The organism is Azospirillum sp. VT-I1 (assembly GCF_055698305.1).
This window is the reverse complement of record NZ_CP168804.1, coordinates 430,128-451,028: the sequence shown is the minus strand read 5'-3', so window position 1 is coordinate 451,028 and position 20,901 is coordinate 430,128. Positions and strand designations below refer to the sequence as shown.

At 67.3% G+C, this 20,901-nt stretch carries 15 protein-coding genes and 1 pseudogene; 6 read left to right on the top strand and 10 right to left on the bottom strand.

What is annotated here, in order from left to right; translation table 11 throughout:
- Positions 1-52 precede the first annotated feature (52 nt).
- The 3 genes from AB8P05_RS24320 to AB8P05_RS24310 are packed head-to-tail and all read right to left on the bottom strand — an operon-like array spanning position 53 to position 8,315.
- On the bottom strand, positions 53-1,489 hold the full coding sequence (locus AB8P05_RS24320) for an ATP-binding protein (protein WP_472760756.1): 1,437 nt from the start codon (positions 1,487-1,489) through the stop codon (positions 53-55).
- Positions 1,450-2,448, bottom strand: a complete 999-nt coding sequence (locus tag AB8P05_RS24315) for a response regulator (RefSeq protein ID WP_472760755.1) — start codon at positions 2,446-2,448, stop codon at positions 1,450-1,452. The genes AB8P05_RS24320 and AB8P05_RS24315 overlap by 40 nt, the downstream gene beginning before the upstream one ends.
- Positions 2,445-8,315 (bottom strand): HAMP domain-containing protein, encoded by a 5,871-nt coding sequence (locus AB8P05_RS24310; RefSeq protein ID WP_472761180.1) that lies wholly within the window; start codon positions 8,313-8,315, stop codon positions 2,445-2,447. Before AB8P05_RS24310 ends, AB8P05_RS24315 begins: the two co-directional genes overlap by 4 nt.
- A gap of 567 nt (positions 8,316-8,882) precedes the next feature.
- Here AB8P05_RS24310 and AB8P05_RS24305 point away from each other — a divergent pair.
- The 3 genes from AB8P05_RS24305 to AB8P05_RS24295 all read left to right on the top strand — a co-directional run bounded on the left by AB8P05_RS24305 (position 8,883) and on the right by AB8P05_RS24295 (position 10,900).
- Positions 8,883-9,083 (top strand): hypothetical protein, encoded by a 201-nt coding sequence (locus AB8P05_RS24305; protein WP_472760754.1) that lies wholly within the window; start codon positions 8,883-8,885, stop codon positions 9,081-9,083.
- 108 nt (positions 9,084-9,191) lie between these two features.
- The gene (msrP, locus tag AB8P05_RS24300) at positions 9,192-10,139 is read left to right on the top strand and encodes a protein-methionine-sulfoxide reductase catalytic subunit MsrP (RefSeq protein WP_472760753.1); all 948 of its coding nucleotides are present in this window, start codon (positions 9,192-9,194) and stop codon (positions 10,137-10,139) included.
- A gap of 2 nt (positions 10,140-10,141) precedes the next feature.
- Positions 10,142-10,900: a protein-methionine-sulfoxide reductase heme-binding subunit MsrQ gene (locus AB8P05_RS24295; RefSeq protein ID WP_472760752.1), complete on the top strand. Its 759-nt coding sequence runs from the start codon at positions 10,142-10,144 to the stop codon at positions 10,898-10,900.
- Here AB8P05_RS24295 and AB8P05_RS24290 read toward each other — a convergent pair.
- Positions 10,812-11,486 (bottom strand): dienelactone hydrolase family protein, encoded by a 675-nt coding sequence (locus tag AB8P05_RS24290; protein WP_472760751.1) that lies wholly within the window; start codon positions 11,484-11,486, stop codon positions 10,812-10,814. The two genes, AB8P05_RS24295 and AB8P05_RS24290, sit on opposite strands and share 89 nt — an antisense overlap.
- Positions 11,487-11,681: 195 nt before the next feature.
- Here AB8P05_RS24290 and AB8P05_RS24285 point away from each other — a divergent pair, with 195 nt between their 5' ends.
- Entirely contained in the window at positions 11,682-12,020 is a 339-nt protein-coding gene (locus AB8P05_RS24285; protein WP_472760750.1) for a hypothetical protein, read from the top strand.
- Here AB8P05_RS24285 and AB8P05_RS24280 read toward each other — a convergent pair.
- Positions 12,007-12,951, bottom strand: coding sequence for a LysR substrate-binding domain-containing protein (locus AB8P05_RS24280; protein WP_472760749.1), 945 nt, complete (start codon positions 12,949-12,951; stop codon positions 12,007-12,009). The two genes, AB8P05_RS24285 and AB8P05_RS24280, sit on opposite strands and share 14 nt — an antisense overlap.
- A gap of 122 nt (positions 12,952-13,073) precedes the next feature.
- Here AB8P05_RS24280 and katG point away from each other — a divergent pair.
- Together katG and AB8P05_RS24270 are read left to right on the top strand one after the other, a co-directional pair.
- A pseudogene (katG, locus tag AB8P05_RS24275) lies at positions 13,074-15,271 on the top strand (catalase/peroxidase HPI).
- 153 nt (positions 15,272-15,424) lie between these two features.
- Complete coding sequence (locus AB8P05_RS24270; RefSeq protein ID WP_472760748.1) at positions 15,425-15,631, top strand: hypothetical protein; 207 nt, start codon at positions 15,425-15,427, stop codon at positions 15,629-15,631.
- Positions 15,632-15,644: 13 nt separating this feature from the next.
- Here the strand turns inward: AB8P05_RS24270 and AB8P05_RS24265 are convergent, their stop codons facing one another.
- The 5 genes from AB8P05_RS24265 to AB8P05_RS24245 form a co-directional block, all read right to left on the bottom strand.
- Entirely contained in the window at positions 15,645-16,424 is a 780-nt protein-coding gene (locus AB8P05_RS24265) for a TlyA family RNA methyltransferase (protein ID WP_472760747.1), read from the bottom strand.
- An 81-nt stretch (positions 16,425-16,505) separates the two neighbouring features.
- On the bottom strand, positions 16,506-17,525 hold the full coding sequence (locus AB8P05_RS24260) for a sensor histidine kinase (RefSeq protein WP_472760746.1): 1,020 nt from the start codon (positions 17,523-17,525) through the stop codon (positions 16,506-16,508).
- A gap of 189 nt (positions 17,526-17,714) precedes the next feature.
- A complete protein-coding gene (gene dxs, locus AB8P05_RS24255; protein ID WP_472760745.1) occupies positions 17,715-19,628 on the bottom strand; it encodes a 1-deoxy-D-xylulose-5-phosphate synthase in 1,914 nt (637 codons plus the stop codon).
- 24 nt (positions 19,629-19,652) lie between these two features.
- Positions 19,653-20,555 carry a polyprenyl synthetase family protein gene (locus tag AB8P05_RS24250; protein WP_472760744.1) on the bottom strand — a complete coding sequence of 301 codons (903 nt, stop codon included), beginning with the start codon at positions 20,553-20,555 and terminating at the stop codon, positions 19,653-19,655.
- 1 nt (position 20,556) lies between these two features.
- Positions 20,557-20,853, bottom strand: coding sequence for an exodeoxyribonuclease VII small subunit (locus tag AB8P05_RS24245; protein WP_472760743.1), 297 nt, complete (start codon positions 20,851-20,853; stop codon positions 20,557-20,559).
- Positions 20,854-20,901 lie beyond the last annotated feature (48 nt).

Genomic DNA, 20,901 nt, shown 5'->3' with positions numbered 1-20,901 from the left:
CCTGATGTGCACAACCGGCGGCGTGGGACTGCGCCGCCATCTTTCCCCCTCGTCAGCCCCGGACGGCCTCCGCCGGCGCGAGGGGGGACTGCAGATCCAGCGCGCGGCGCAGCGCGCGGGCGAGATCGCCGTCGCGATAGGGCTTGGCCAGCGTCTCCGCCCGGCTCAGAACCGCCCCCAGCACGGCGCCCGGATCGGTGCCGTCGTCCGCGGGGGTGGCGGCGCCGGCCTCCGGCTCCGGCGCACTGGTTCCGTTGGCATAGCCCGAGGCGAACAGGACCCGCAGCGAGGGATGGCGGCGCAGCCCCTCGCGCGCCAACTCGCGCCCATTCAGGCCGCCCGGCATCACGATATCGGTGAACAGGAGATCGACCGGCTGGCGGTCCAGCAGGGTCAGCGCCGCCTCTGCCCCGTCGGCTTCCAGCACGCGGTAGCCCAGCGCGCCTACGGCCTGGACGGCGACGGCGCGCACGTCGGCGTCGTCATCGACCACCAGCACCGTCTCGCCGCGGCCGGCGAACGCCTCGTCGGCGCCGTCGTCGTCGGGAACAGCACCATGGGCCGCGTCGACGGCCGCCCTCGGCAGATAGAGGCGGAAGGTGGTGCCGACGCCCGGACTGCTGTCGATGTCGATCAGCCCGCCCGACTGCTTGACGAAGCCGTGGATCATGGCGAGGCCGAGACCGGTGCCCTTCCCCGCCTCCTTGGTGGTGAAGAAGGGCTCGAAAGCCCGCTCCAGCACCTCCGGCGGCATGCCGCATCCGCTGTCGGACACCGACAGCAGGATATAGTCGCCGGCCGGCACGGACATGCCATGGGCGGACTGGGTGTCGCCGAACCGGGCGTTCTCGGTGCGGATGCGCAGGGTGCCGCCGCCGGGCATGGCGTCGCGGGCGTTGATGACGAGGTTCAGCAGGGCCGATTCGGCCTGCGACCGGTCGACCGACGCGGTCCACAGCGGCTCCGCGTCGGCGGCCGGCGCCTCGATGGCGATGCCGACGCCGCCGCCCAGCGTGCGCTCCATCAGCTCGCCCATCCCGGCGACCAGCGCGCCGAGATCAACCGGCTCCGGATGAAGCTGCTGGCGCCGGGCGAAGGTCAGCAGACGCCGCGTCATGTCGGAACAGCGCAGCGCCGCCTGCAGCGCCATCTCCGCCCGCTTCGCCGCCTTCGGATCGTCGGCGAGGCTGGGGACCAGCCGTTCGAGGCTGCCGATCACCACCATCAGCATGTTGTTGAAGTCGTGGGCGATGCCGCCGGTCAGCTGGCCGACCATTTCCATCTTCTGGGCGTGGGCGAGCTGGCGCTGGGCCTGACGCGTCTCGGTCACGTCCAGGATGGTGCCGAACAGCTCGGCCGGCCGGCCGTCCTCGTCGCGCACCACCACCGCCTGGTCCAGCAGATGGCGCTCGCTGCCGTCCGGGCAGCGCCAGCGGTACTCGACCGTCGTCAACCCGGTGTCGTGGATCGACTCCAGCTGGCGCAGCACGCGGTTGCGGTCGTCCGGATGCAGCCCCGATTCCCAGAAACGCGATCCTCGACGAAACGGGCGGCCGGGCAACCCAGAACCGACTGCGCCGTGTCCGACAGGTAGCGGAAGGGGATGCCCGGCGTCAGGTCTGCGGTGTAGAGCACGATGGGCAATTGCCCCAGGATCAGAGCCTGCCGCTCCTCCGACCGGCGCAGCGCCTGTTCGGCCTGCCGCATCTCGCGCCGCACCCGCTCGTTCTCGTCCAGCAGGCGCTGCTTGGCCTCGACCTCGCGCTTCACCGCCTCCGTCTTGCGGTAGAGATCGACGAAGACCGACACCTTGCATTTCAGGATGTGCGGATCGACCGGCTTGAACATGTAGTCCACGGCGCCGCTGGCATAGCCGCGGAAGATGTGCGTCTCGTCCTTGTTGATGGCGGTCAGGAAGATGATGGGGATGTGGCGGGACTTTTCGCGCAGGCGGATCAGCTCCGCCGTCTCGTAGCCGTCCATCCCCGGCATGTGGACGTCAAGCAGGATCAGCGCGAAGTCCTGGCGCAGCAGGTGCTTCAGCGCCTCTTCCCCCGACCGTGCCAGGACGAGCTGCGCGTTCATGTCCTCCAGCGTCTCGCGCACGGCGAAGAGGTTCCGCGGGTCGTCATCGACGATCAGGATCGCCACGTCGGCCTTGTCAGGGTGCGGAGGAGCGTCGGTGGTCATGCTTTCCCATCCCGCGGGGGCACCGGCCGGCGGTGCAGGCGTGACGGCCGGAACGGGGGCCGGTGCGGGCGGCGCCACATCCGGCGGCATAAGCGTCTGGCGGATGTCATCCCGGCTGGCAGGCTGAGCGCCGGCCGGCTGAACACTTGTGGTGCCGAGCAGACGCGCGCGGCGGACCGCCGGCACCGGGAAGGCCGGCGGCGCCACGAACGGCCCGCGCCGCGCCACCCGCGCCGGGCGCAGCTTGCGCCGGGTCATGCCGAAACTCCGCCGCGCGGTTGCGGCCTGCCGCCCTTCGCGGTCCAGATCCGCAGCAGCGACAGCAGATGGTCGATGTCCACCGGCTTGGCGATGTAATCGGTCGCCCCGGCCTCGATGCACTTGTCGCGGTCACCCTTCATCGCCTTGGCGGTGACGGCGATCATCGGCAGGCCGCGGAACTCGTCGATGCTGCGGATCGTGCGCATGGTCTCGTAGCCGTCCATCTCCGGCATCATGATGTCCACCAGCACCACGTCGACGGCCGGGTCGGCGCGGAGCCGCTCGATCCCCTCGCGCCCGCTTTCGGCATGCAGGACCTCGATCCTGTGAGCCTCCATCACGCTGGCAAGCGAGAAGATGTTGCGGATGTCGTCGTCGATCACCAGCACCCGCTTGCCGGCCAACGAGGGGTCATGCTGGCGCAGGTCCAGGATGCTGCGCCGCTTGTCGTCGGGCAGCTTGTCGACGGCGCGGTGCAGGAACAGCGCGGTCTCGTCCAGCAGGCCGGCGGGCGACCGGGCGCTCTTCAGCACCACGGTCTCGGCAAGCCGGCGCAGCCGCGCCTCGTCCTCCGCCGTGATGTCGGGGGCGACATAGACCACCACCGGCATCCAGGCGAGCGTGTCGCGGGTGCGCAGCCATTCCACCAGTTCGAAATCGGCTGCGGAGGGGCCGGCCAGCGCCGGGCTCGACAGATCCAGCACCATGCAGTCGAACCGGTCGGCCGACAGCGCCGCCATCGCCGCCTCGATGGAGGTGACGGTATGGGTCTCCACATCGCCGTTGCCGATCAGGGCGGCGACGGCGCCCGGCTGCGGGTTGTCTTTCTCCACCACCAGAAGCTTGCGGTGGTCGCGCTCCTTGAAGCTCTTCACCCGGTTCAGGGCGTCGAAGATCGCCTCACGCTCCACCGGCTTTTCCGAATAATCGAAGGCACCCATCGACAGGCCGCGCCGCCGCTCGTCCTTGGCGGAGATGACGTGGACCGGGATGTGGCGGGTCTGCGGGTCCCGCTTCAGCAGGTCGAGCAGGGCCCAGCCGTCCATGTCCGGCAACCCGATGTCGAGCAGAATGGCATCCGGCCGGTATTTGCGCGCCAGCGGCAGCGCCGCCGCTCCACCGGCCGACAGGACGGTGCGGAAGCCCTTCTCCCGCGCCAGATCGATCAGGATGGAGGCGAAGGTCGCGTCGTCCTCCACGATCAGCACCACCGGCTCGCCGCCGCGGATGCGTTCGCGGTCGTCGCCGGCCGGCTGCATCTCCAGCAGGGCGAGCCCTTCCTGCGGGCCGGAGGCCACCACCGGGCGGGTGGCCGCCTCCGGCCGCCGGGTCAGCAGGCCGGCCGGGGCCGGCACGGTGCTGGCGGCGGCGACCAGCGGGTTCGCGGTTTCCTCCGCGACGTCATAGCTGCGCGGGACATAGAGCGTGAAGGCGCTGCCCTTGCCCGGCGTGCTGGTCACCCGGATCTCGCCGCCCAGCAGGCGGGCGATCTCGCGGCTGATCGACAGGCCAAGGCCGGTGCCGCCGTACTTGCGGCTGGTGGTGCCGTCGGCCTGCTGGAACGCCTCGAAGATGATGCGCTGCTTGTCCTCGGGGATGCCGATGCCGGTGTCGATCACGGTGAAGGCGAGCACCGACGACGCCGCGTTCAGCGTCGGGTGAGCGGCACTCCAGCCCTCCGTCGCCGGGGCGACGCGGAAGGTGATGCCGCCGGTATCCGTGAACTTGAAGGCGTTCGACAGCAAGTTGTTCAGCACCTGGGCCAGCCGCTTCTCGTCGGTCTGGATGCTGGCGGGCAACGCCTGGTCCATCTCGATGGCGAAGGCCAGCTTCTTCTCCTGTGCCACCTGCGAGAAGGTGCGTTCCACATGGTTGCGCAGGTCGCCCAGCACGACCTCGCCGATCTCCAGCGTGACGGTGCCGGATTCGATCTTCGACAGGTCGAGGATGTCGTTGATGAGGCCCAGCAGGTCGGAGCCGGCGGAATGAATGGTGCGGGCGAACTCCACCTGGCGGTCGGACAGGTTGGTGTCGGGATTGTCGGCCAGCAGCTTGGACAGGATCAGCAGGCTGTTCAGCGGCGTGCGCAGCTCGTGGCTCATGTTCGCCAGGAACTGCGACTTGTACTTGGAGGTCAGGGCGAGCTGTTCGGCCTTCTCCTCCAGCGCCGCCTTGGCGAGCACGACCTCGCGGTTCTTGCGCTCCACCTCGATGTTCTGCTTCTCCAGCTGTTCGGCCTTCTCCTCCAGCGCCTCGTTGGTGGTGGTCAGCTTTTCCTGCTGGGCCTTCAGAAGCTCTTCCGACTTGCGCAGCGAGGCGGCCTGCTGTTCCAGCCGCTCGTTGGTGGTCTTCAGTTCCTCCTGCTGGCTCTGCAGTTCGGTGGTCAGGCGCTGCGACTGCTTCAGCAGACCTTCGGTGCGCATGTTGGCGGCGATGGTGTTCAGAACGATGCCGATGCTCTCGGTCAGCTGCTCCAAGAAGCTCTGGTGCGTCTCGCTGAAGCGGCCGAAGCTCGCCAGCTCGATCACCGCCTTCACGTCATCCTCGAACAGCACCGGCAGGACGATGATGTTCAGCGGCGGCGCTTCGCCCAGGCCGGAGCTGATCGACACGTAGTCGCGCGGCACGTTGGTAAGCAGGATGCGCTTCTTCTCGTAGGCGCACTGCCCGACCAGACCTTCCTTCAGGTGGAAGCGGTTGGACAGGTTCTTGCGCTCCTTCAGCGCGTAGGACGCGACCAGTTCCAGCAGCGGTTCGTCGCGGTCGCGGGTGGCGACGTAGAAGACGCCATGCTGCGCGTTCACCAGCGGCGCGATTTCCGACAGGATCATGTTGGAGACGGTGACCAGATCGCGCTCGCCCTGCAGCATGCGGGTGAATTTGGCGAGGTTGGTCTTCAGCCAATCCTGTTCCGCATTCTTCAGCGTGGTGTCGCGAAGATTGCGGATCATCTCGTTGATGTTGTCCTTCAGCGCCGCGACCTCGCCCATCGCCTCGACGGTAATGGAGCGGGTCAGGTCGCCCTTGGTCACCGCGGTGGCGACCTCGGCGATGGCGCGCACCTGCGTGGTCAGGTTGGCGGCCAGCTGGTTCACGTTCTCGGTCAGGTCCTTCCAGAGGCCGGCGGCGCCCGGCACGCGGGCCTGACCGCCCAGCTTGCCTTCGATGCCCACTTCGCGCGCCACGTTGGTGACCTGATCGGCGAAGGTCGCCAGCGTGTCGATCATGCCGTTGATGGTGTTGGCCAGCGCCGCGATCTCGCCCTTCGCGTCCACCGCCAGCTTGCGCTTCAGGTCGCCGTCGGCGACCGCGGTGACGACGCTGGCGATGCCGCGCACCTGACCGGTCAGGTTCGCCGCCATCATGTTCACATTGTCGGTCAGATCCTTCCAGGTGCCGCCGACGCCCTCCACCTTCGCCTGACCGCCCAGCTTGCCTTCGGAGCCCACCTCGCGCGCCACGCGCGTCACTTCCGAAGCGAAGCTGTTCAGCTGGTCCACCATGGTGTTGATGGTGGATTTCAGTTCGAAGATCTCGCCCTTCACGTCGACGGTGATCTTCTTCGACAAATCGCCCTTCGCGACCGCCGTCGTCACTTCGGCGATGTTTCGCACCTGACCGGTCAGGTTCGCCGCCATCATGTTCACGTTGTCGGTCAGGTCCTTCCAGGTGCCGGCAACGCCCTTCACCTGCGCCTGACCGCCCAGCTTGCCCTCGATGCCCACTTCGCGCGCCACGCGGGCGACTTCCGAAGCGAAGCTGTTCAGCTGGTCCACCATGGTGTTGATGGTGGATTTCAGCTCAAGGATTTCGCCCTTCACGTCGACGGTGATCTTCTTCGACAAATCGCCGTTGGCGACCGCCGTCGTCACCTCCGCGATGTTGCGCACCTGACCGGTCAGGTTGGTCGCCATCGCGTTCACATTGTCGGTCAGGTCCTTCCAGGTGCCGGCAACGCCCTTCACCTGCGCCTGGCCGCCCAGCTTGCCTTCGGAGCCCACCTCTCTTGCGACGCGCGTCACTTCCGAGGCGAAGCTGTTCAGCTGGTCCACCATGGTGTTGATGGTGGATTTCAGCTCAAGGATCTCACCCTTCACGTCGACGGTGATCTTCTTCGACAAATCGCCGTTGGCGACCGCCGTCGTCACCTCCGCGATGTTGCGCACCTGACCCGTCAGGTTGGTCGCCATCGCGTTCACGCTGTCGGTCAGGTCCTTCCAGGTGCCGCCGACGCCCTTCACCTGCGCCTGACCGCCCAGCTTTCCTTCGGAGCCCACCTCTCTTGCGACGCGCGTCACTTCCGAGGCGAAGCTGTTCAGCTGGTCCACCATCGTGTTGATGGTGTTCTTCAGCTCCAGGATTTCGCCCTTCACCGGCACGGTGATCTTCTTGGACAGGTCGCCGTTCGCCACCGCGGTGGTCACGTCGGCGATGTTTCGCACCTGACCGGTTAGGTTCGCCGCCATCAGGTTCACGCTGTCGGTCAGGTCCTTCCAGGTGCCGCCGACGCCCTCCACCCGCGCCTGACCACCCAGCTTACCCTCCGAGCCCACCTCTCTTGCGACGCGCGTCACTTCCGAGGCGAAGCTGTTCAACTGGTCCACCATGGTGTTGATGGTGGATTTCAGCTCCAGAATCTCGCCCTTCACGTCGACGGTGATCTTCTTCGACAAGTCGCCGGTGGCGACGGCGGTGGTGACGTCGGCGATGTTTCGCACCTGACCGGTCAGGTTCGCCGCCATCATGTTCACGCTGTCGGTCAGGTCCTTCCAGGTGCCGCCGACGCCCTCCACCTTCGCCTGACCGCCGAGCTTGCCTTCGGAGCCCACCTCGCGGGCCACGCGCGTCACTTCGGAGGCAAAGCTGTTCAGCTGGTCCACCATGGTGTTGATGGTGGATTTCAGCTCCAGAATCTCGCCCTTCACGTCGACGGTGATCTTCTTGGACAGGTCACCCTTGGCGACCGCCGTCGTCACCTCGGCGATGTTGCGCACCTGACCGGTCAGGTTCGCCGCCATCATGTTCACGTTGTCGGTCAGGTCCTTCCAGGTGCCGCCGACGCCCTCCACCTTCGCCTGCCCGCCCAGCTTGCCTTCGGAGCCCACCTCGCGCGCAACGCGCGTCACTTCGGAGGCAAAGCTGTTCAGCTGGTCCACCATGGTGTTGATGGTGGATTTCAGCTCAAGGATTTCGCCCTTCACATCGACGGTGATCTTCTTGGACAGGTCACCCTTCGCGACCGCGGTTGTCACCTCCGCGATGTTGCGCACCTGACCGGTCAGGTTGGCCGCCATCACGTTGACGTTCTCGGTCAGGTCCTTCCAGCTGCCGGCGACGCCCTTGACCTGGGCCTGCCCGCCCAGCTTGCCCTCTATACCGACCTCGCGCGCCACGCGCGTCAGTTCGGTCGTCACGGTGACCAGCTGGTCCACCATGGTGTTGACGTTGCGGGCGGTGCGCAGGAATTCGCCCTGCAGCGGACGGCCTTCAATCTCCAGCGCCATCGTCTTGGACAGGTCGCCCTTGGCGACGGCGCCGATGACGCGCGCGATTTCCGTCGTCGGCTGGATCATGTCGCCGACCAGCGTGTTGATGCTGTCGACACAGGTCTCCCACCCGCCGGATGCGTTGTTCAGCTTGGCGCGCTGGCTGATACGGCCTTCCTTGCCGATGGCGACGCTGAGCCGGCTGACCTCGGTGGTCAGGTTCTGGTTCAGCTCGACCACGTCGTTGAAGGCGGCGGCGATCTCGCCGTCCATGCCCGTCAGGTCGAGCGGCAGCCGCACGGAGAAGTCGCCCTTGCGCAGTTGCCGCAAGGCCATCAGCAGAACCTTCGGATCCAACGCGTCCGCCGTCTCCACCATCGCCGTCATGCCGTTCCCCCTGCCCGCGCGCCGGCCCACCATGGACCGCATTCAGCCACAGCTTTGGACCGCCCCGGCACAATCCCGGTATGCGGCCCAGTAAACGCAACCTGTCACCACCGGAAAACCGAATACCCGCAGCCAGCCTGCGCGCACCCGAGCCTGGGCCGGCGAGTGACCGCGCAGTCCTACATCCCCGCACGATGAAGTAAAGGCGATTCCGGTCAATTTAGCCTTTCGTAGGAACTCCGACTTCCGGCGTAGTTATCAAGCCTATGACTTAGGATGGATGTTGGAGTTTCTTGAGCTTGGCCGCCTTTGTCACGCGATTCATCCAGGAATATGGCAACCTTCGTTTTAGATCGCCTGAGGTTGTTCGCGCGCATCGGCCATCCTGAAAGGCCACCCCCGACCATCGTATGAATGCCGGAACGATTCAGCGGCCGACCTCGTTATGGAACAGAGCCACAGCGGGATCATTCGGCAGGCGGCCACCTCCCGTGGGGCAAGACCAAACAGACCGTCGTCACAGCCCAGGGCTTGACCATGATTCTCTGGACGATTTCCATGCAGGCATCGATGTACTGCATGCTTTCCTGGATGCGTGCCTGCAACAGCGGCGCCGTCCTGGCCCATTCCTTCGCCGGACTGCCGGCGTTGAGCCCGCCCCGGCCGGCGGCGGACGTGCTGCCTTTCCCGATGCGTCGGGTGGCGCGCGGCGGCAGCTTCGGCGGCCCCGCCATCGTGATCCCGCTCGGCCGCCGCTGACGCCACGATTTCGACCCGCTCACGCAATCGTGTAGAGTCCGTGATTTGCCGGCAGCCTGCCGCAGCCCTATGGTTACTGGCAGGAATGGTCCGTTCGGGAGAGGGTCGATGCTGTTCAAATTCCCCGCCGCCTCGCAGGCCCGCGAGGACGAGGTGACTCCGCGGGAACTGTTTCTCACCCGCCGCAGCCTGATGGCCGGCGGTGCCGCCGCGATGGCGCTGGGCAGCCTGCCGGCGTGGAGCGGCAACGCCTTCGCCGCGTCCTTCCAGGTGCCGACCACGATCAAGCCGGCCGACCCGAAGTTCGACCCGACGACGCCGATGAAGTCGGCCACCACCTACAACAACTTCTACGAATTCGGCACCGGCAAGGGCGATCCCGCCGAGAATGCCGGCACGCTGAAGACCCGCCCGTGGGAAATCGCCATCGGCGGCGAGGTCGCCAAGCCGATGACCATCGGCATCGAAGATCTGCTGAAATTCCCGATGGAGGAGCGCATCTATCGCCTGCGCTGCGTCGAGGGCTGGTCGATGGTCATCCCCTGGGTCGGCTTCTCCCTGGCCGAACTGCTGAAACGGGTGGAACCGACCGGCAACGCCAAATACGTCGCCTTCCAGACCCTGAACGATCCCAAGCAGATGCCGGGCCTGCGTTCCTGGGTGCTGGACTGGCCCTATACCGAGGGGCTGCGGCTTGACGAGGCGATGCACCCGCTGACCATGCTCGCCGTCGGCATGTATGGGGAGGTTCTGCCCAACCAGAACGGCGCGCCGGTCCGGCTGGTGGTGCCGTGGAAGTACGGCTTCAAGTCGATCAAGTCGATCGTCAAGATCACGCTGGTCAAGGACCAGCCGCCGACCGCCTGGAACAAGTCGCAGCCGCGTGAGTACGGCTTCTATTCCAACGTCAACCCTGAGGTCGATCATCCGCGCTGGAGCCAGGCGACCGAACGCCGCGTCGGCGAATTCTCCCGCCGCAAGACCCTGCCTTTCAATGGCTATGGCGAGGAGGTCGCGTCGCTCTATGCCGGGATGGACCTGAAGGCGAATTACTGACCATGGCCGACCCTACAGCAGCAGCCGGCGGCGTCGATCTGCGCGCCGCCGCCAACGCCGCACTCGCCTCGCGCTGGGCCAAGCCCGCCGTCTTCACCCTCTGCCTCGTCCCGCTGGTCTGGACCGTCTGGCTCGCCTATACCGGCGAGCTGGGGGCGGAGCCGGTGCTGGAAAGCGTCAAGGCGAGCGGGCTGTGGGCCCTGCGCTTCCTGCTGATCGCCCTGGCGCTGACGCCGCTGCGCATGCTGACGGGTGTGGCAGGGCTGGCGCGCTTCCGCCGGATGCTGGGACTGTTCGCCTTCTTCTACGCCGCCGTCCACCTGTCCACCTATGTCGGGCTGGACCAGTTCTTCGACTGGGCGGCGATCTGGAAGGACATCGTCAAGCGGCCCTACATCACCGTCGGCATGGGTGCTTTCCTGATCCTGACGGCGCTGGCCGCCACCTCCACCGACGGGATGGTGAAGCGGCTGGGCGGCAAGCGCTGGCGCGCCCTGCACAAAGGCGTTTTCATCGCCGGGCTGGCCGGCTGCCTGCACTTCATCATGCTGGTGAAGGGCTGGCAGACGGCGCCGCTGGTCTATGCGCTGATCTGCGCCGGGCTGCTGGCCTTCCGCCGCTGGCCGGTGCGGCTGGGGCGGCGGAAGGACCCGCAGGCCGGACGGGCGTCCGTCAGAACACGGCCCGCAGCAGCCCCACGGTCCGGCGAAGCGCCAGCACGGCACTTTCCGGATGGAAGCTCCCCCGCTCGTCGCAGTTGAAGCCATGGCCGGCCGGATAGACATGCACCGGCAGCCACGGATAGCGCGACCGCACCCCCTCCGCCACCGACAGCGGGATGGCGTGGTCCTGGTCGCCGAAATGCAGCAGGGTCGGCACCCGCGGGGCGCTGTCCAGCGTCTTGCCGATGTCGCCGCCGTAATAGCCGATGGCGGCGCGCAGCGGCAGGGCCGCCGCCGACGCCCAGGCGATGCTGCCGCCCCAGCAATAGCCGACGATGGCCGCGGCCCCGTCTCCGCCCAGATGGGCCAGCGCCGCCGCGACGTCCTGCAGCGCGTCGGCGGTCGAAACCGCGCCCTTCAGCGCGATGCCGCGCTGGATGCCGGCATCGTCATAGGGCAGCTCCACCCCGCGTTCGGCCCGGTCGAACAGGTCGGGCGCCACGGCGGTGAAACCCTGCTGGGCGAAGCCGTCGCACACGCTGCGGATATGGTGGTTGATGCCGAAGATCTCCGGCGCCACGATCAGGCGCCCGATCTCCTCGCCTCTGGCCGGCGCCCGATAAGCGCGCAGCCGGTGGCCGTCCGCGGCCTGGAGTTCGATCCAGCCCGCCGTTGCGTCATTCATATCCCGAACCCTTCGTCTTGAAGACCGTCCAGGCGGTCATTGCCGGCAATCATAAGCGCAGCGGTCCGGAGGGCAACTGGCGACAGGGCAGCGTGTCGCCCCGAAGGTCTTATACCCTCTTCCATCGGTATTATTGCTTTGTCAGCATAAGGATTGCCGCTCTTGAGGGCGGGCCTATCCTAGACGAGGTCGATCGTGCGCAGATTTGCTTTTCTCGCCGTTTTCGCCGCCCTGGCCGGGGCATCGGTTTCCGCCCAGGCCGCGGACACCTACAAGTTCAATCTCCACAACAAGTCGTCGGAATACGTCATCAACGGCTTCCGCACCTTCGAAGGCGGTGTGTGGAGCAAGAACTGGATCGACTTCAAGCTGAAGCCCGGCGAATCCGCCGAGATGGACTGGGGCAGCAACGAAGGCAACTGCGTCGTTCCGTTCAAGGTGGACTGGGTCGGCTATGAGTCGGAGAAGTTCAGCGTAGACTGGTGCAAGGTGAAGAACATCTACATGAAGGACCAGGGCTTCAGCTTCGACTGACCGCCGACGGGCGCCGCGACCCTGCCGCGGCGCCCGCATCGCCTCGCTCCTTCCGCAAAAGGTCCGCCAGCTGCAGGAACTGGGCGGCCAGCGGGTTCGTCTTGCGCCAGATCATGCCGATGGTCCGGGAGGGCTGCGGGCCATCGAAGCGGGCGACGGACACCGATCCGGAGCCGGCCTCAACGGCGACGGCCATCTCCGGGACCAGCGTCACGCCCATCCCGGCCCTGACCATCTGGACGAGCGTGGAGAAGGAGTTCGCCTCCAGCGCCTTGCGCGGCGAGGAGGACGGCATGTTGCAGAAGGACAGGGCCTGATTGCGGAAGCAGTGCCCCTCCTCCAGCAGCAGAAGCCGCATATCGCGCAGCATCTCGCCGCTGGGCACCGGCTTGCCTGCATCCTCGGCCGGCCGGACCAGCAGGAAGCTCTCCGTGAACAGAACCGCTTCGCTCAGCGACGGTTCGAACACCGGCAGGGCGGCGATGGCGGTATCCAGCCGCCCGTCCGCCAGCTCCTCGATCAACCTCGACGTCAGCGCCTCGCGCACCTCGATCTCCACATGGGGATGCTCGCGCGTGACGGTCGCGATCACCGCCGGCAGCAGATAGGGGGCGATGGTGGGGATCATGCCGATGCGCAGCCGGCCGCTAATCCGGTTCCGTGACAGCTGCGCAAGCTCCCCCAGCTGATCGACCGAGCGCAGGATGTCGCGGACGCGCAGGGACGCCTCCTGTCCAAAGGGCGTCAGCCGGATGCCCCTGCTGCCCCGTTCTACAAGCGAAGCCCCAAGGGCCTCCTCCAGCTCCTTGATCTGCATCGACAATGCCGGCTGCGACACGGCGCAGGCGGCGGCGGCGCGTCCGAAATGGGCGTGATGCGCCAGCGCGTCGAAATAGCGGAGCTGCCGGAGAGTCACCGAGCCGGGGATCATAAGCTTACCTTATCGCGGCCATCAACAAAGACCACTGTACCTGATTGATGGATGAACATACAGTTTGATATGCCGATCATCTGTTGCCGCCCCGTGAACCATAAGCGTTGCAGGAGGAAACGATGGACACAAGGATCGACGAGAGCGCAGGCAAATGTCCGTTCAGCGGCGGAAGCCGCGGCCGCAGGAACCGCGACTGGTGGCCGAACGCCCTGGATATCGAGATGCTTCATCGCAACTCGGCCTTGTCCGACCCGATGGGCAAAGAGTTCGACTATGCCAAGGAATTCCAGTCCCTCGACCTCGACGCGGTAATCCGGGATCTGCACGGCGTCATGACGGACTCCAAGGACTGGTGGCCTGCCGACTTCGGTCATTACGGCGGGCTGATGATCCGCATGGCGTGGCACAGCGCCGGCACATACCGCATCACCGACGGGCGCGGCGGCGCCGGCACCGGCCAGCAGCGCTTCGCACCGCTCAACTCATGGCCGGACAACGCCAATCTCGACAAGGCGCGCCGCCTGCTCTGGCCGATCAAGCAGAAATACGGACGCAAGCTGTCCTGGGCCGACCTGATGGTCCTGGCCGGCAACGTCGCCCTGGAATCGATGGGGTTCAAGACCTTCGGCTTCGCCGGCGGCCGGGTGGACGCGTGGGAACCGGAGGAGCTGTTCTGGGGTCCGGAGGGAAGCTGGCTCGGCGACGAGCGCTACAGCGGCGAACGCCAGCTTGCCGACCCGCTGGGCGCGGTGCAGATGGGACTCATCTACGTCAATCCGGAAGGGCCGAACGGCAATCCGGACCCGCTGGCGGCGGCCAAGGACATCCGCGAAACCTTCTACCGCATGGCGATGAATGACGAGGAGACCGTCGCGCTGATCGCCGGCGGCCACACCTTCGGCAAGACGCACGGCGCCGGCGATCCGTCCTTCATGGGTCCGGAACCGGAAGCCGGCGCGCTGGAGGACCAGGGCCTCGGCTGGAAGTCCAAGCACGGCACCGGCTTCGGAGTCGATGCGATCACCGGCGGCCCGGAGGTCATCTGGTCCCAGACGCCGACGAAATGGAGCAACCACTTCTTCGACAACCTCTTCAAGTTCGAATGGGAACTGACCAAGAGCCCGGCCGGCGCATGGCAATGGCAGGCGAAGGATGCGGAGCCTTCGATCCCCGGCCCCTGCCCCGGTTCGGCGAAGCGCCTCCCCACGATGCTGACCACCGACCTGTCTCTGCGCTTCGATCCGATCTACGAGAAGATCTCCCGGCGGTTTTACGAGAATCCCGATCAATTCGCGGATGCCTTCGCCCGCGCCTGGTTCAAGCTGACCCACCGCGACATGGGGCCGACGGTGCGCTATCTCGGTCCGCTCGTTCCGAAGGAGACGCTGATCTGGCAGGATCCGATTCCGCCGCTGGATCACCCGACGGTCGACGACGCGGATATCGCCGCGCTGAAGGCACGCATCCTCTCCTCCGGCCTTTCGGTGTCGCAGCTGGTCTCGACGGCCTGGGCTTCCGCCTCCACCTTCCGCGGCTCCGACAAGCGCGGCGGCGCCAACGGGGCGCGCATCCGCCTCGCCCCGCAGAAGGACTGGGAGGTGAACGAGCCGGCGCAGCTGCAGACGGTTCTGCAGGCGCTCGAAGCCATTCAGACCGACTTCAACGCGTCGGCCGGCGGCGGCAAGCGGATTTCCCTCGCCGACCTGATCGTCCTTGCCGGGGGCGCGGCCATCGAGAAGGCGGCGCAGGACGCCGGCCTGACCCTGCAGGTCCCGTTCTCGCCGGGACGCATGGATGCGTCGCAGGACCAGACCGACGTCGACTCCTTCGCCGCGCTCGAACCGAGGGCCGACGGCTTCCGCAACTATCTCCACAGCAGCAAGCGGCAGTTCATGATCCCGGAGGAGGCGCTGGTGGACCGGGCGGCGCTGCTGCGGCTGACCGGGCCGGAGATGACGGTTCTCCTCGGCGGGCTGCGCGTGCTCGGTGCCAATGCCGGCAGCTCCAGGCACGGCGTCCTGACCGACCGGCCGGAGACGCTGACCAACGACTTCTTCGTCAACCTGCTCGACATGGACACGGAGTGGCAGCCGCCGAACGCGGAGGGCATCTATGAAGGGAGGGACCGCAAGACCGGCCAGTCGAGGTGGACGGCCACCCGCGTCGACCTGATCTTCGGATCGCATTCGCAGCTGCGGGCCTTTGCTGAGGTCTATGCATGCAGCGATCGCACGAGAAGTTCGCGAAGGACTTCGTCGCCGCCTGGACGAAGGTCATGAACGCCGACCGCTTCGACCTGGCCCGGCCGCGGCAGTGACGGTTCGCGCCGGCATGTCGCAGTGACATGGACGGCCATTGCCGGAGGCGGCCCGCCATTGCTGGCCGGGCCGCCTCGCGCCAATCAGGACATCCTGACTTCGGGAGGACACACCCACAGCCGGACAAGACAAAGCGAAAGGGAGGCCCGATCATGAACGACCGCGAAATACAGAGCGATCGCGAATGGCTGATGTACATCGAGAAGGACATCGATGCGCTCGATCAGCAGATCTACCACGCCAGATGGACGATCACGCAGTCGCAGACAGCCCTTGAACGACTGTGCGCCGCGCGCGACTCGCTGCTTGCGCAGGCACAGGAAATACTGGACCGCCTCGACGGCAAGTCGTCCGCATAGCCGCCGCCACCATCTACAGCGCAGATGTGGCTGCGGGGCTTTCGCAGGGCAGGTCCCGGTCCTTCACCGCGCCGATCAGGAACTCCTTGTTGCCTTCAGGCCCGGTGATGGGGCTTTCCGTGATGTCCAGCACGCGCCAGCCCGGCCGCGCGTCCAGCCAGCCGCGGATGCGGTCGCAGACCTCCCGGTGCAGTTCCGGTTCGCGCACCACCCCGCCCTTGCCGACGCGGCCCTTGCCGACCTCGAACTGCGGCTTGATGAGGGCGACCAGCCGTCCTCCGTGCACCACGAGGTCCAGCGCCGCCGGCAGCACGATTTCCAGCCCGATGAAGCTGGCGTCGCACACCACGAGGTCGATCGGATCGGGGATTTCGGCCGTGGTCAGATGGCGGGCGTTGGTCTTCTCCAGCACCGCCACGCGGGGATCGTTGCGCAGCTTCCAGGCCAGCTGCCCGTGCCCCACATCGACGGCATAGACCTTGGCGGCGCCGCGGGTCAGCAGCACGTCGGTGAAGCCGCCGGTGGAGGCGCCGACATCGACCGCGGTAAGCCCGGCCGGATCGATGGCGAAGACGTCCAGCCCCTTCACCAGCTTCAGCCCGCCGCGCGACACCCAGGGATGGTCCTGTCCCTTGACCGCCAGCGGGGCTTCCGCCGCGATCAGGTCGCCGGCCTTGTCGATGCGTTTGGTGTCGGAATAGACCAGCCCGGCCAGGATCAGCGCCTGCGCCTTGGCACGGCTTTCCGCCAGCCCGCGCTCGACCAGCGCCACGTCCGCCCGTACCCGTGCCATGAAGTCAGTCCCTCTCGTCCCCGTGTCGGCGCATTCCTGACGCGGAACGGACGGAAGGGCAAGCCCGAGGGCGGCCTGTCGTCAAATCGCCGGGAATTCGACGGACATGCGGGTGCCGTAGGGGCTGCTGTCCGCCGACAGCTTGCCGCGCAGCTGCCCCACGAAGGCGCGCACCACCTTCAGCCCCAGCGTGCTCGCGCGGGTGACGTCCAGTCCGGCCGGCAGGCCGGTGCCGCGGTCGCTGACCTCCAGCCGGAGGCCGCCTGCCCCGTCGCGGCCGAGCCACACGTCGATGGTGCCGGGCGCGCCGGCCGGGAAGGCATGGCGGGCGGCGTTGCCGACCAGTTCGTTGACGATCAGGCTGAAGGGGATGATCGAATCCACCGGCATCTCCGTCGCCTCCGCGGTGACCTGGATGCGGTGGGCGCCGGGAAGCGTCGCCTCCAGCTCCTGGCAGAGTTCGCGCAGATGCGGTGCCATGTCGACGGTGCCGGCACGCAGGGCGCCGTGGGTGCGCTGGTGGGCCTGGGTGACGATGCCGACGCGGCTGCCGGCACTCTGCAGGGCACGGCGAACTTCGGGATCCTTGCTCGACAGCGTCTGCAGGGTCAGCAGGCTGGAGACGAGCTGCAGCGTGTTCTTCAGCCGGTGGCTGACGTCGCGCAGGCGCCGGTCATGCTCCGCGGCGGATTCCGGCGTTTCCTCCGCCGTGACGATCAGGGCGCGGACGACGCCGTTCAGTCCCAGCATCGGGGTGACGCGCACATCCCAGAACCGTTCGCCGTCCGGTGCGCGGTCGCCCGCGGCCCGGCTGCGCTGCGGCCGGCCGCTGTGGCGCGCGTCCGCCAGCAAAGCCGGCGACAGGGCGGGGAAGCTCTCCGTCAGGCCGGAGCCGGCGACCACGCCCAGCGCGCGGAAGGCGGCATTGGCGAAGCTGCAGCGGTCGCCCTCCCCCTCCAGCAGGGCGGTGGGGGTCGGCGTCTGGTCCAGCAGGCAGCGCAGAAGCGCCGGGTCGTCGATGCATGAGCCACCGGCTTCCGCCGCCCGCCCCGCGCCGGGATCCGTCCCGAACTCCGCGTTCCGGTACGCCGTGACCGCCATGATGTGCGCCATCGCCCCTGACCCCGTAGCCGTCCCATGTGCCGCCGGCGCATCCACCGTTACAGATGAGCTACCATTCCAGCCTTTGCAGTGTAAGGCGTCGCTCGCGCTCGGCACCAGTCCAACAACCCGAAAGGTCGCTAGACAAATGGCATTACGACATTCGGATGGCCCTGAACGGACGGCAGGTCAGGCCCGTGCCGCAGCGCTCTCGATGCCCAGCGCCTGCAGCGCAGTGCGGACGATGTGCTGGGCGGTCAGGCCGGCGGTCTCATACTGTTTGGCCGGCTGGTCATGGTCGAGATAGAGATCGGGCAGGACCATCGGGCGGATCTTCAGGCCGCCGTCCAGCAGGCCGGAGGTCGCCAGGAACTGCAGCACGAAGCTGCCGAAACCGCCGACCGACCCTTCCTCGATGGTGATCAGCACCTCATGCTCCAGCGCGAGGCGGCGGACCAGATCCTCGTCCAGCGGCTTGGCGAAGCGGGCGTCGGCCAGCGTGGTCGACAGGCCGCGCGCCGCCAGCTCCGACGCCGCGCGCCGGGCCTCGCCCAGCCGGGTGCCGTAGCTGAGGATGGCGATCTTGGTGCCTTCCTGCAGGATGCGGCCCTTGCCGATCGGCAGGATGCTGCCGCGGTCGGGCAGTTCCAGCCCCACCCCCTCGCCGCGCGGATAGCGCAGGGCCGACGCACGGTCGTCGATGGCCGCCTGGGTCGCTACCATGTGCATCAGCTCCAGCTCGTCCGCCGCCGCCATCAGCACGATGTCGGGCAGGCAGCCGAGATAGGATGTGTCGAAGGACCCAGCATGGGTCGCCCCGTCCGCCCCCACCAGACCGGCGCGGTCCAGCGCGAAGCGCACGGGCAGATGCTGCAGCACCACGTCATGGATGACCTGGTCGTAGGCGCGCTGCAGGAAGGTGGAATAGATGGCGCAGAAGGGCTTGAACCCTTCCGTCGCCATGCCGGCGGCGAAGGTCACCGCATGCTGCTCGGCGATGCCGACGTCGAAGCAGCGGTCGGGGAAGCGCTCCCCGAACAGGTCCAGCCCGGTGCCCGACGGCATGGCGGCGGTGATGCCGACGATGGTCGGATCGGCCGCCGCCTCCGCCATCAGGCTCTGGGCGAAGACGCGGGTGTAGGTCGGGGCGTTGGACTTCGGCTTGGACTGGGTGCCGGTCACCACGTCGAACTTGGCGACGGCGTGCAGCTTGTCCGCCGACGCCTCCGCCGGGGCGTAGCCCTTGCCCTTCTTGGTGACGACATGGATCAGCACCGGCTTGTCGTCGTCGGCGTCGCGGACATTCTGCAGAACCGGCAGCAGATGGTCCAGGTTATGGCCGTCGATCGGACCGATGTAGTAGAAGCCCAGTTCCTCGAACAGGGTGCCGCCGGTGACCATGCCGCGGGCATATTCCTCCGCCCGGCGGGCGGCATTGCGCAGCGGACGCGGCAGCTGGTCGGCGATCTCCTTCGCCAGATGGCGCAAGGACAGGTACGGCTTGGAGGAGATCAGCCGCGACAGGTAGGCGCTCATCGCGCCCACCGGCGGGGCGATGGACATGTCGTTGTCGTTGAGGATGACGATCAGCCGCGACTTGGTGGAGGCGGCGTTGTTCATCGCCTCATACGCCATGCCGGCGCTCATCGAGCCGTCGCCGATCACGGCGATGACGTTGCGCTGTTCCCCCTTCATCTTGCTGGCGACGGCCATGCCGAGACCGGCGGAGATGGAGGTGGAGCTGTGGCCGGCGCCGAACGGGTCGTATTCGCTCTCCGACCTCTTGGTGAAGCCGCTGAGGCCCCCGCCCATGCGCAGCGTGCGGATGCGGTCGCGCCGGCCGGTCAGGATCTTGTGCGGGTAGCACTGGTGCCCAACGTCCCAGATCAGCCGGTCATAAGGCGTGTCGAACACATAATGGAGCGCCACCGTCAGCTCCACCACGCCCAGCCCGGCGCCGAGATGGCCGCCGGTCACCGAGACGGCATCCACCGTCTCGGTGCGCAACTCGTCTGCGAACTGGCGGAGCTGCTCGGGCTTCAGGGCCCGCAGCTTGGCTGGCGTCGGACAAAGGTCGAGCAGCGGAGTCTTGGTGGAGGTCACGTCGTGATGGTCCTCAAGCTCTGGTCAGGCGCGGCGCGCGACGACGAAGTCGGCGACCGCCTTCAACATATCGGCACGCCCATCGAAAATGTCCAAGTGCTGCGACGCCTGATTGGCGAGGATTTCAGCCTGGGCACGGGCACGGTCGCGGCCAAGGATCGACACGAAGGTCGCCTTGCCGGCCTGGGCGTCGCGGCCGACCGTCTTGCCGGTCTCCTCCGCGGTGCCCTCGACGTCCAGCAGGTCGTCGACGATCTGGAAGGCGAGGCCGAGGTCGTGGGCGTAGGCGCGCAGCGCCGTGCGCTGCGGCGGGTTGGCCTTGCCCAGGATGCCGCCGGCCTCGCAGGAGAAGGCGATCATCTCGCCGGTCTTCATGCGCTGCAGCCGGGTGGTGGTGCCGAGGTCGAAGGTCTCATGCTCGGCGATCAGGTCCAGCATCTGGCCGCCGACCATGCCGTGGCCGCCGGACGCCTTGGCCAGCGCCGTCACCAGCTGGCAGCGGATGTTGGGGTCCTCATGCGTTGCCGGATCGGCCAGCACCTCGAAGGCGAAGGTCAGCAGCCCGTCGCCGGCCAGGATGGCGGTCGCCTCGTCGAACTGGCGGTGGCAGGTCGGACGGCCGCGCCGCAGCTCGCCGTCGTCCATGGCCGGCAGGTCGTCATGGACCAGGGAATAGCTGTGGACCATCTCGACGGCCGCCGCGGCGCGGATGGCGCAGTCGGGATTGACGCCGAACAGGGCCGCCGACTGCATCACCAGGAAGGGGCGCAGCCGCTTGCCGCCGTTCAGGCAGCCATAGCGCATGGCGTCGAACACCCGTGCCTCGGGCAGGTCGGTGGTCGGCAGGAGGGCGTTGATCTTGACCTCGACCGCCTGGGCGATGTCGGCCAGCGCGGCTTTGAACTCAGTCTGGGAAATGGTCTGCACGTCAGTCGATCCGGGCGGGTTCGGTGCCGAGGGAGCCGTCGGCGCTCACGGTGATGCGGTCGATCTTGGCCTGCGCCTCGCGCAGCTTCATCTCGCAATGGCGCTTCAGCGCCGTGCCCCGCTCGTAGGAGGAGATGGCATCGTCGAGCTTGCCGCGCCCTTCCTCGAGCTGGCGGACGATCCGCTCCAGTTCGGCGAGCGCATCCTCGAAGCTGAGGGCGGCGATGTCGGGTGGTATGGCGGCGCCGGAGGCAGGGGCGGAAGACGTCGTGGAAGGGGGCATGTCGGGCAGAACCATCGATGGGACCTCAAGCCCGCGAAGGTATGCCCCGCCCACGTCCGGCGC

Coding starts and splice junctions, on each gene's coding strand:
- msrP (WP_472760753.1), top strand. CDS start 9,192: ATGCTGTTCAAATTCCCCGCCGCCTCGCAGGCCCGCGAGGACGAGGTG.
- AB8P05_RS24245 (WP_472760743.1), bottom strand. CDS start 20,853: ATGGTTCTGCCCGACATGCCCCCTTCCACGACGTCTTCCGCCCCTGCC.
- AB8P05_RS24260 (WP_472760746.1), bottom strand. CDS start 17,525: ATGGCGGTCACGGCGTACCGGAACGCGGAGTTCGGGACGGATCCCGGC.
- AB8P05_RS24280 (WP_472760749.1), bottom strand. CDS start 12,951: ATGATCCCCGGCTCGGTGACTCTCCGGCAGCTCCGCTATTTCGACGCG.
- AB8P05_RS24310 (WP_472761180.1), bottom strand. CDS start 8,315: ATGGTGGAGACGGCGGACGCGTTGGATCCGAAGGTTCTGCTGATGGCC.
- AB8P05_RS24290 (WP_472760751.1), bottom strand. CDS start 11,486: ATGAATGACGCAACGGCGGGCTGGATCGAACTCCAGGCCGCGGACGGC.
- AB8P05_RS24295 (WP_472760752.1), top strand. CDS start 10,142: ATGGCCGACCCTACAGCAGCAGCCGGCGGCGTCGATCTGCGCGCCGCC.
- AB8P05_RS24265 (WP_472760747.1), bottom strand. CDS start 16,424: ATGGCACGGGTACGGGCGGACGTGGCGCTGGTCGAGCGCGGGCTGGCG.
- AB8P05_RS24270 (WP_472760748.1), top strand. CDS start 15,425: ATGAACGACCGCGAAATACAGAGCGATCGCGAATGGCTGATGTACATC.
- AB8P05_RS24315 (WP_472760755.1), bottom strand. CDS start 2,448: ATGACCCGGCGCAAGCTGCGCCCGGCGCGGGTGGCGCGGCGCGGGCCG.
- AB8P05_RS24305 (WP_472760754.1), top strand. CDS start 8,883: ATGCAGGCATCGATGTACTGCATGCTTTCCTGGATGCGTGCCTGCAAC.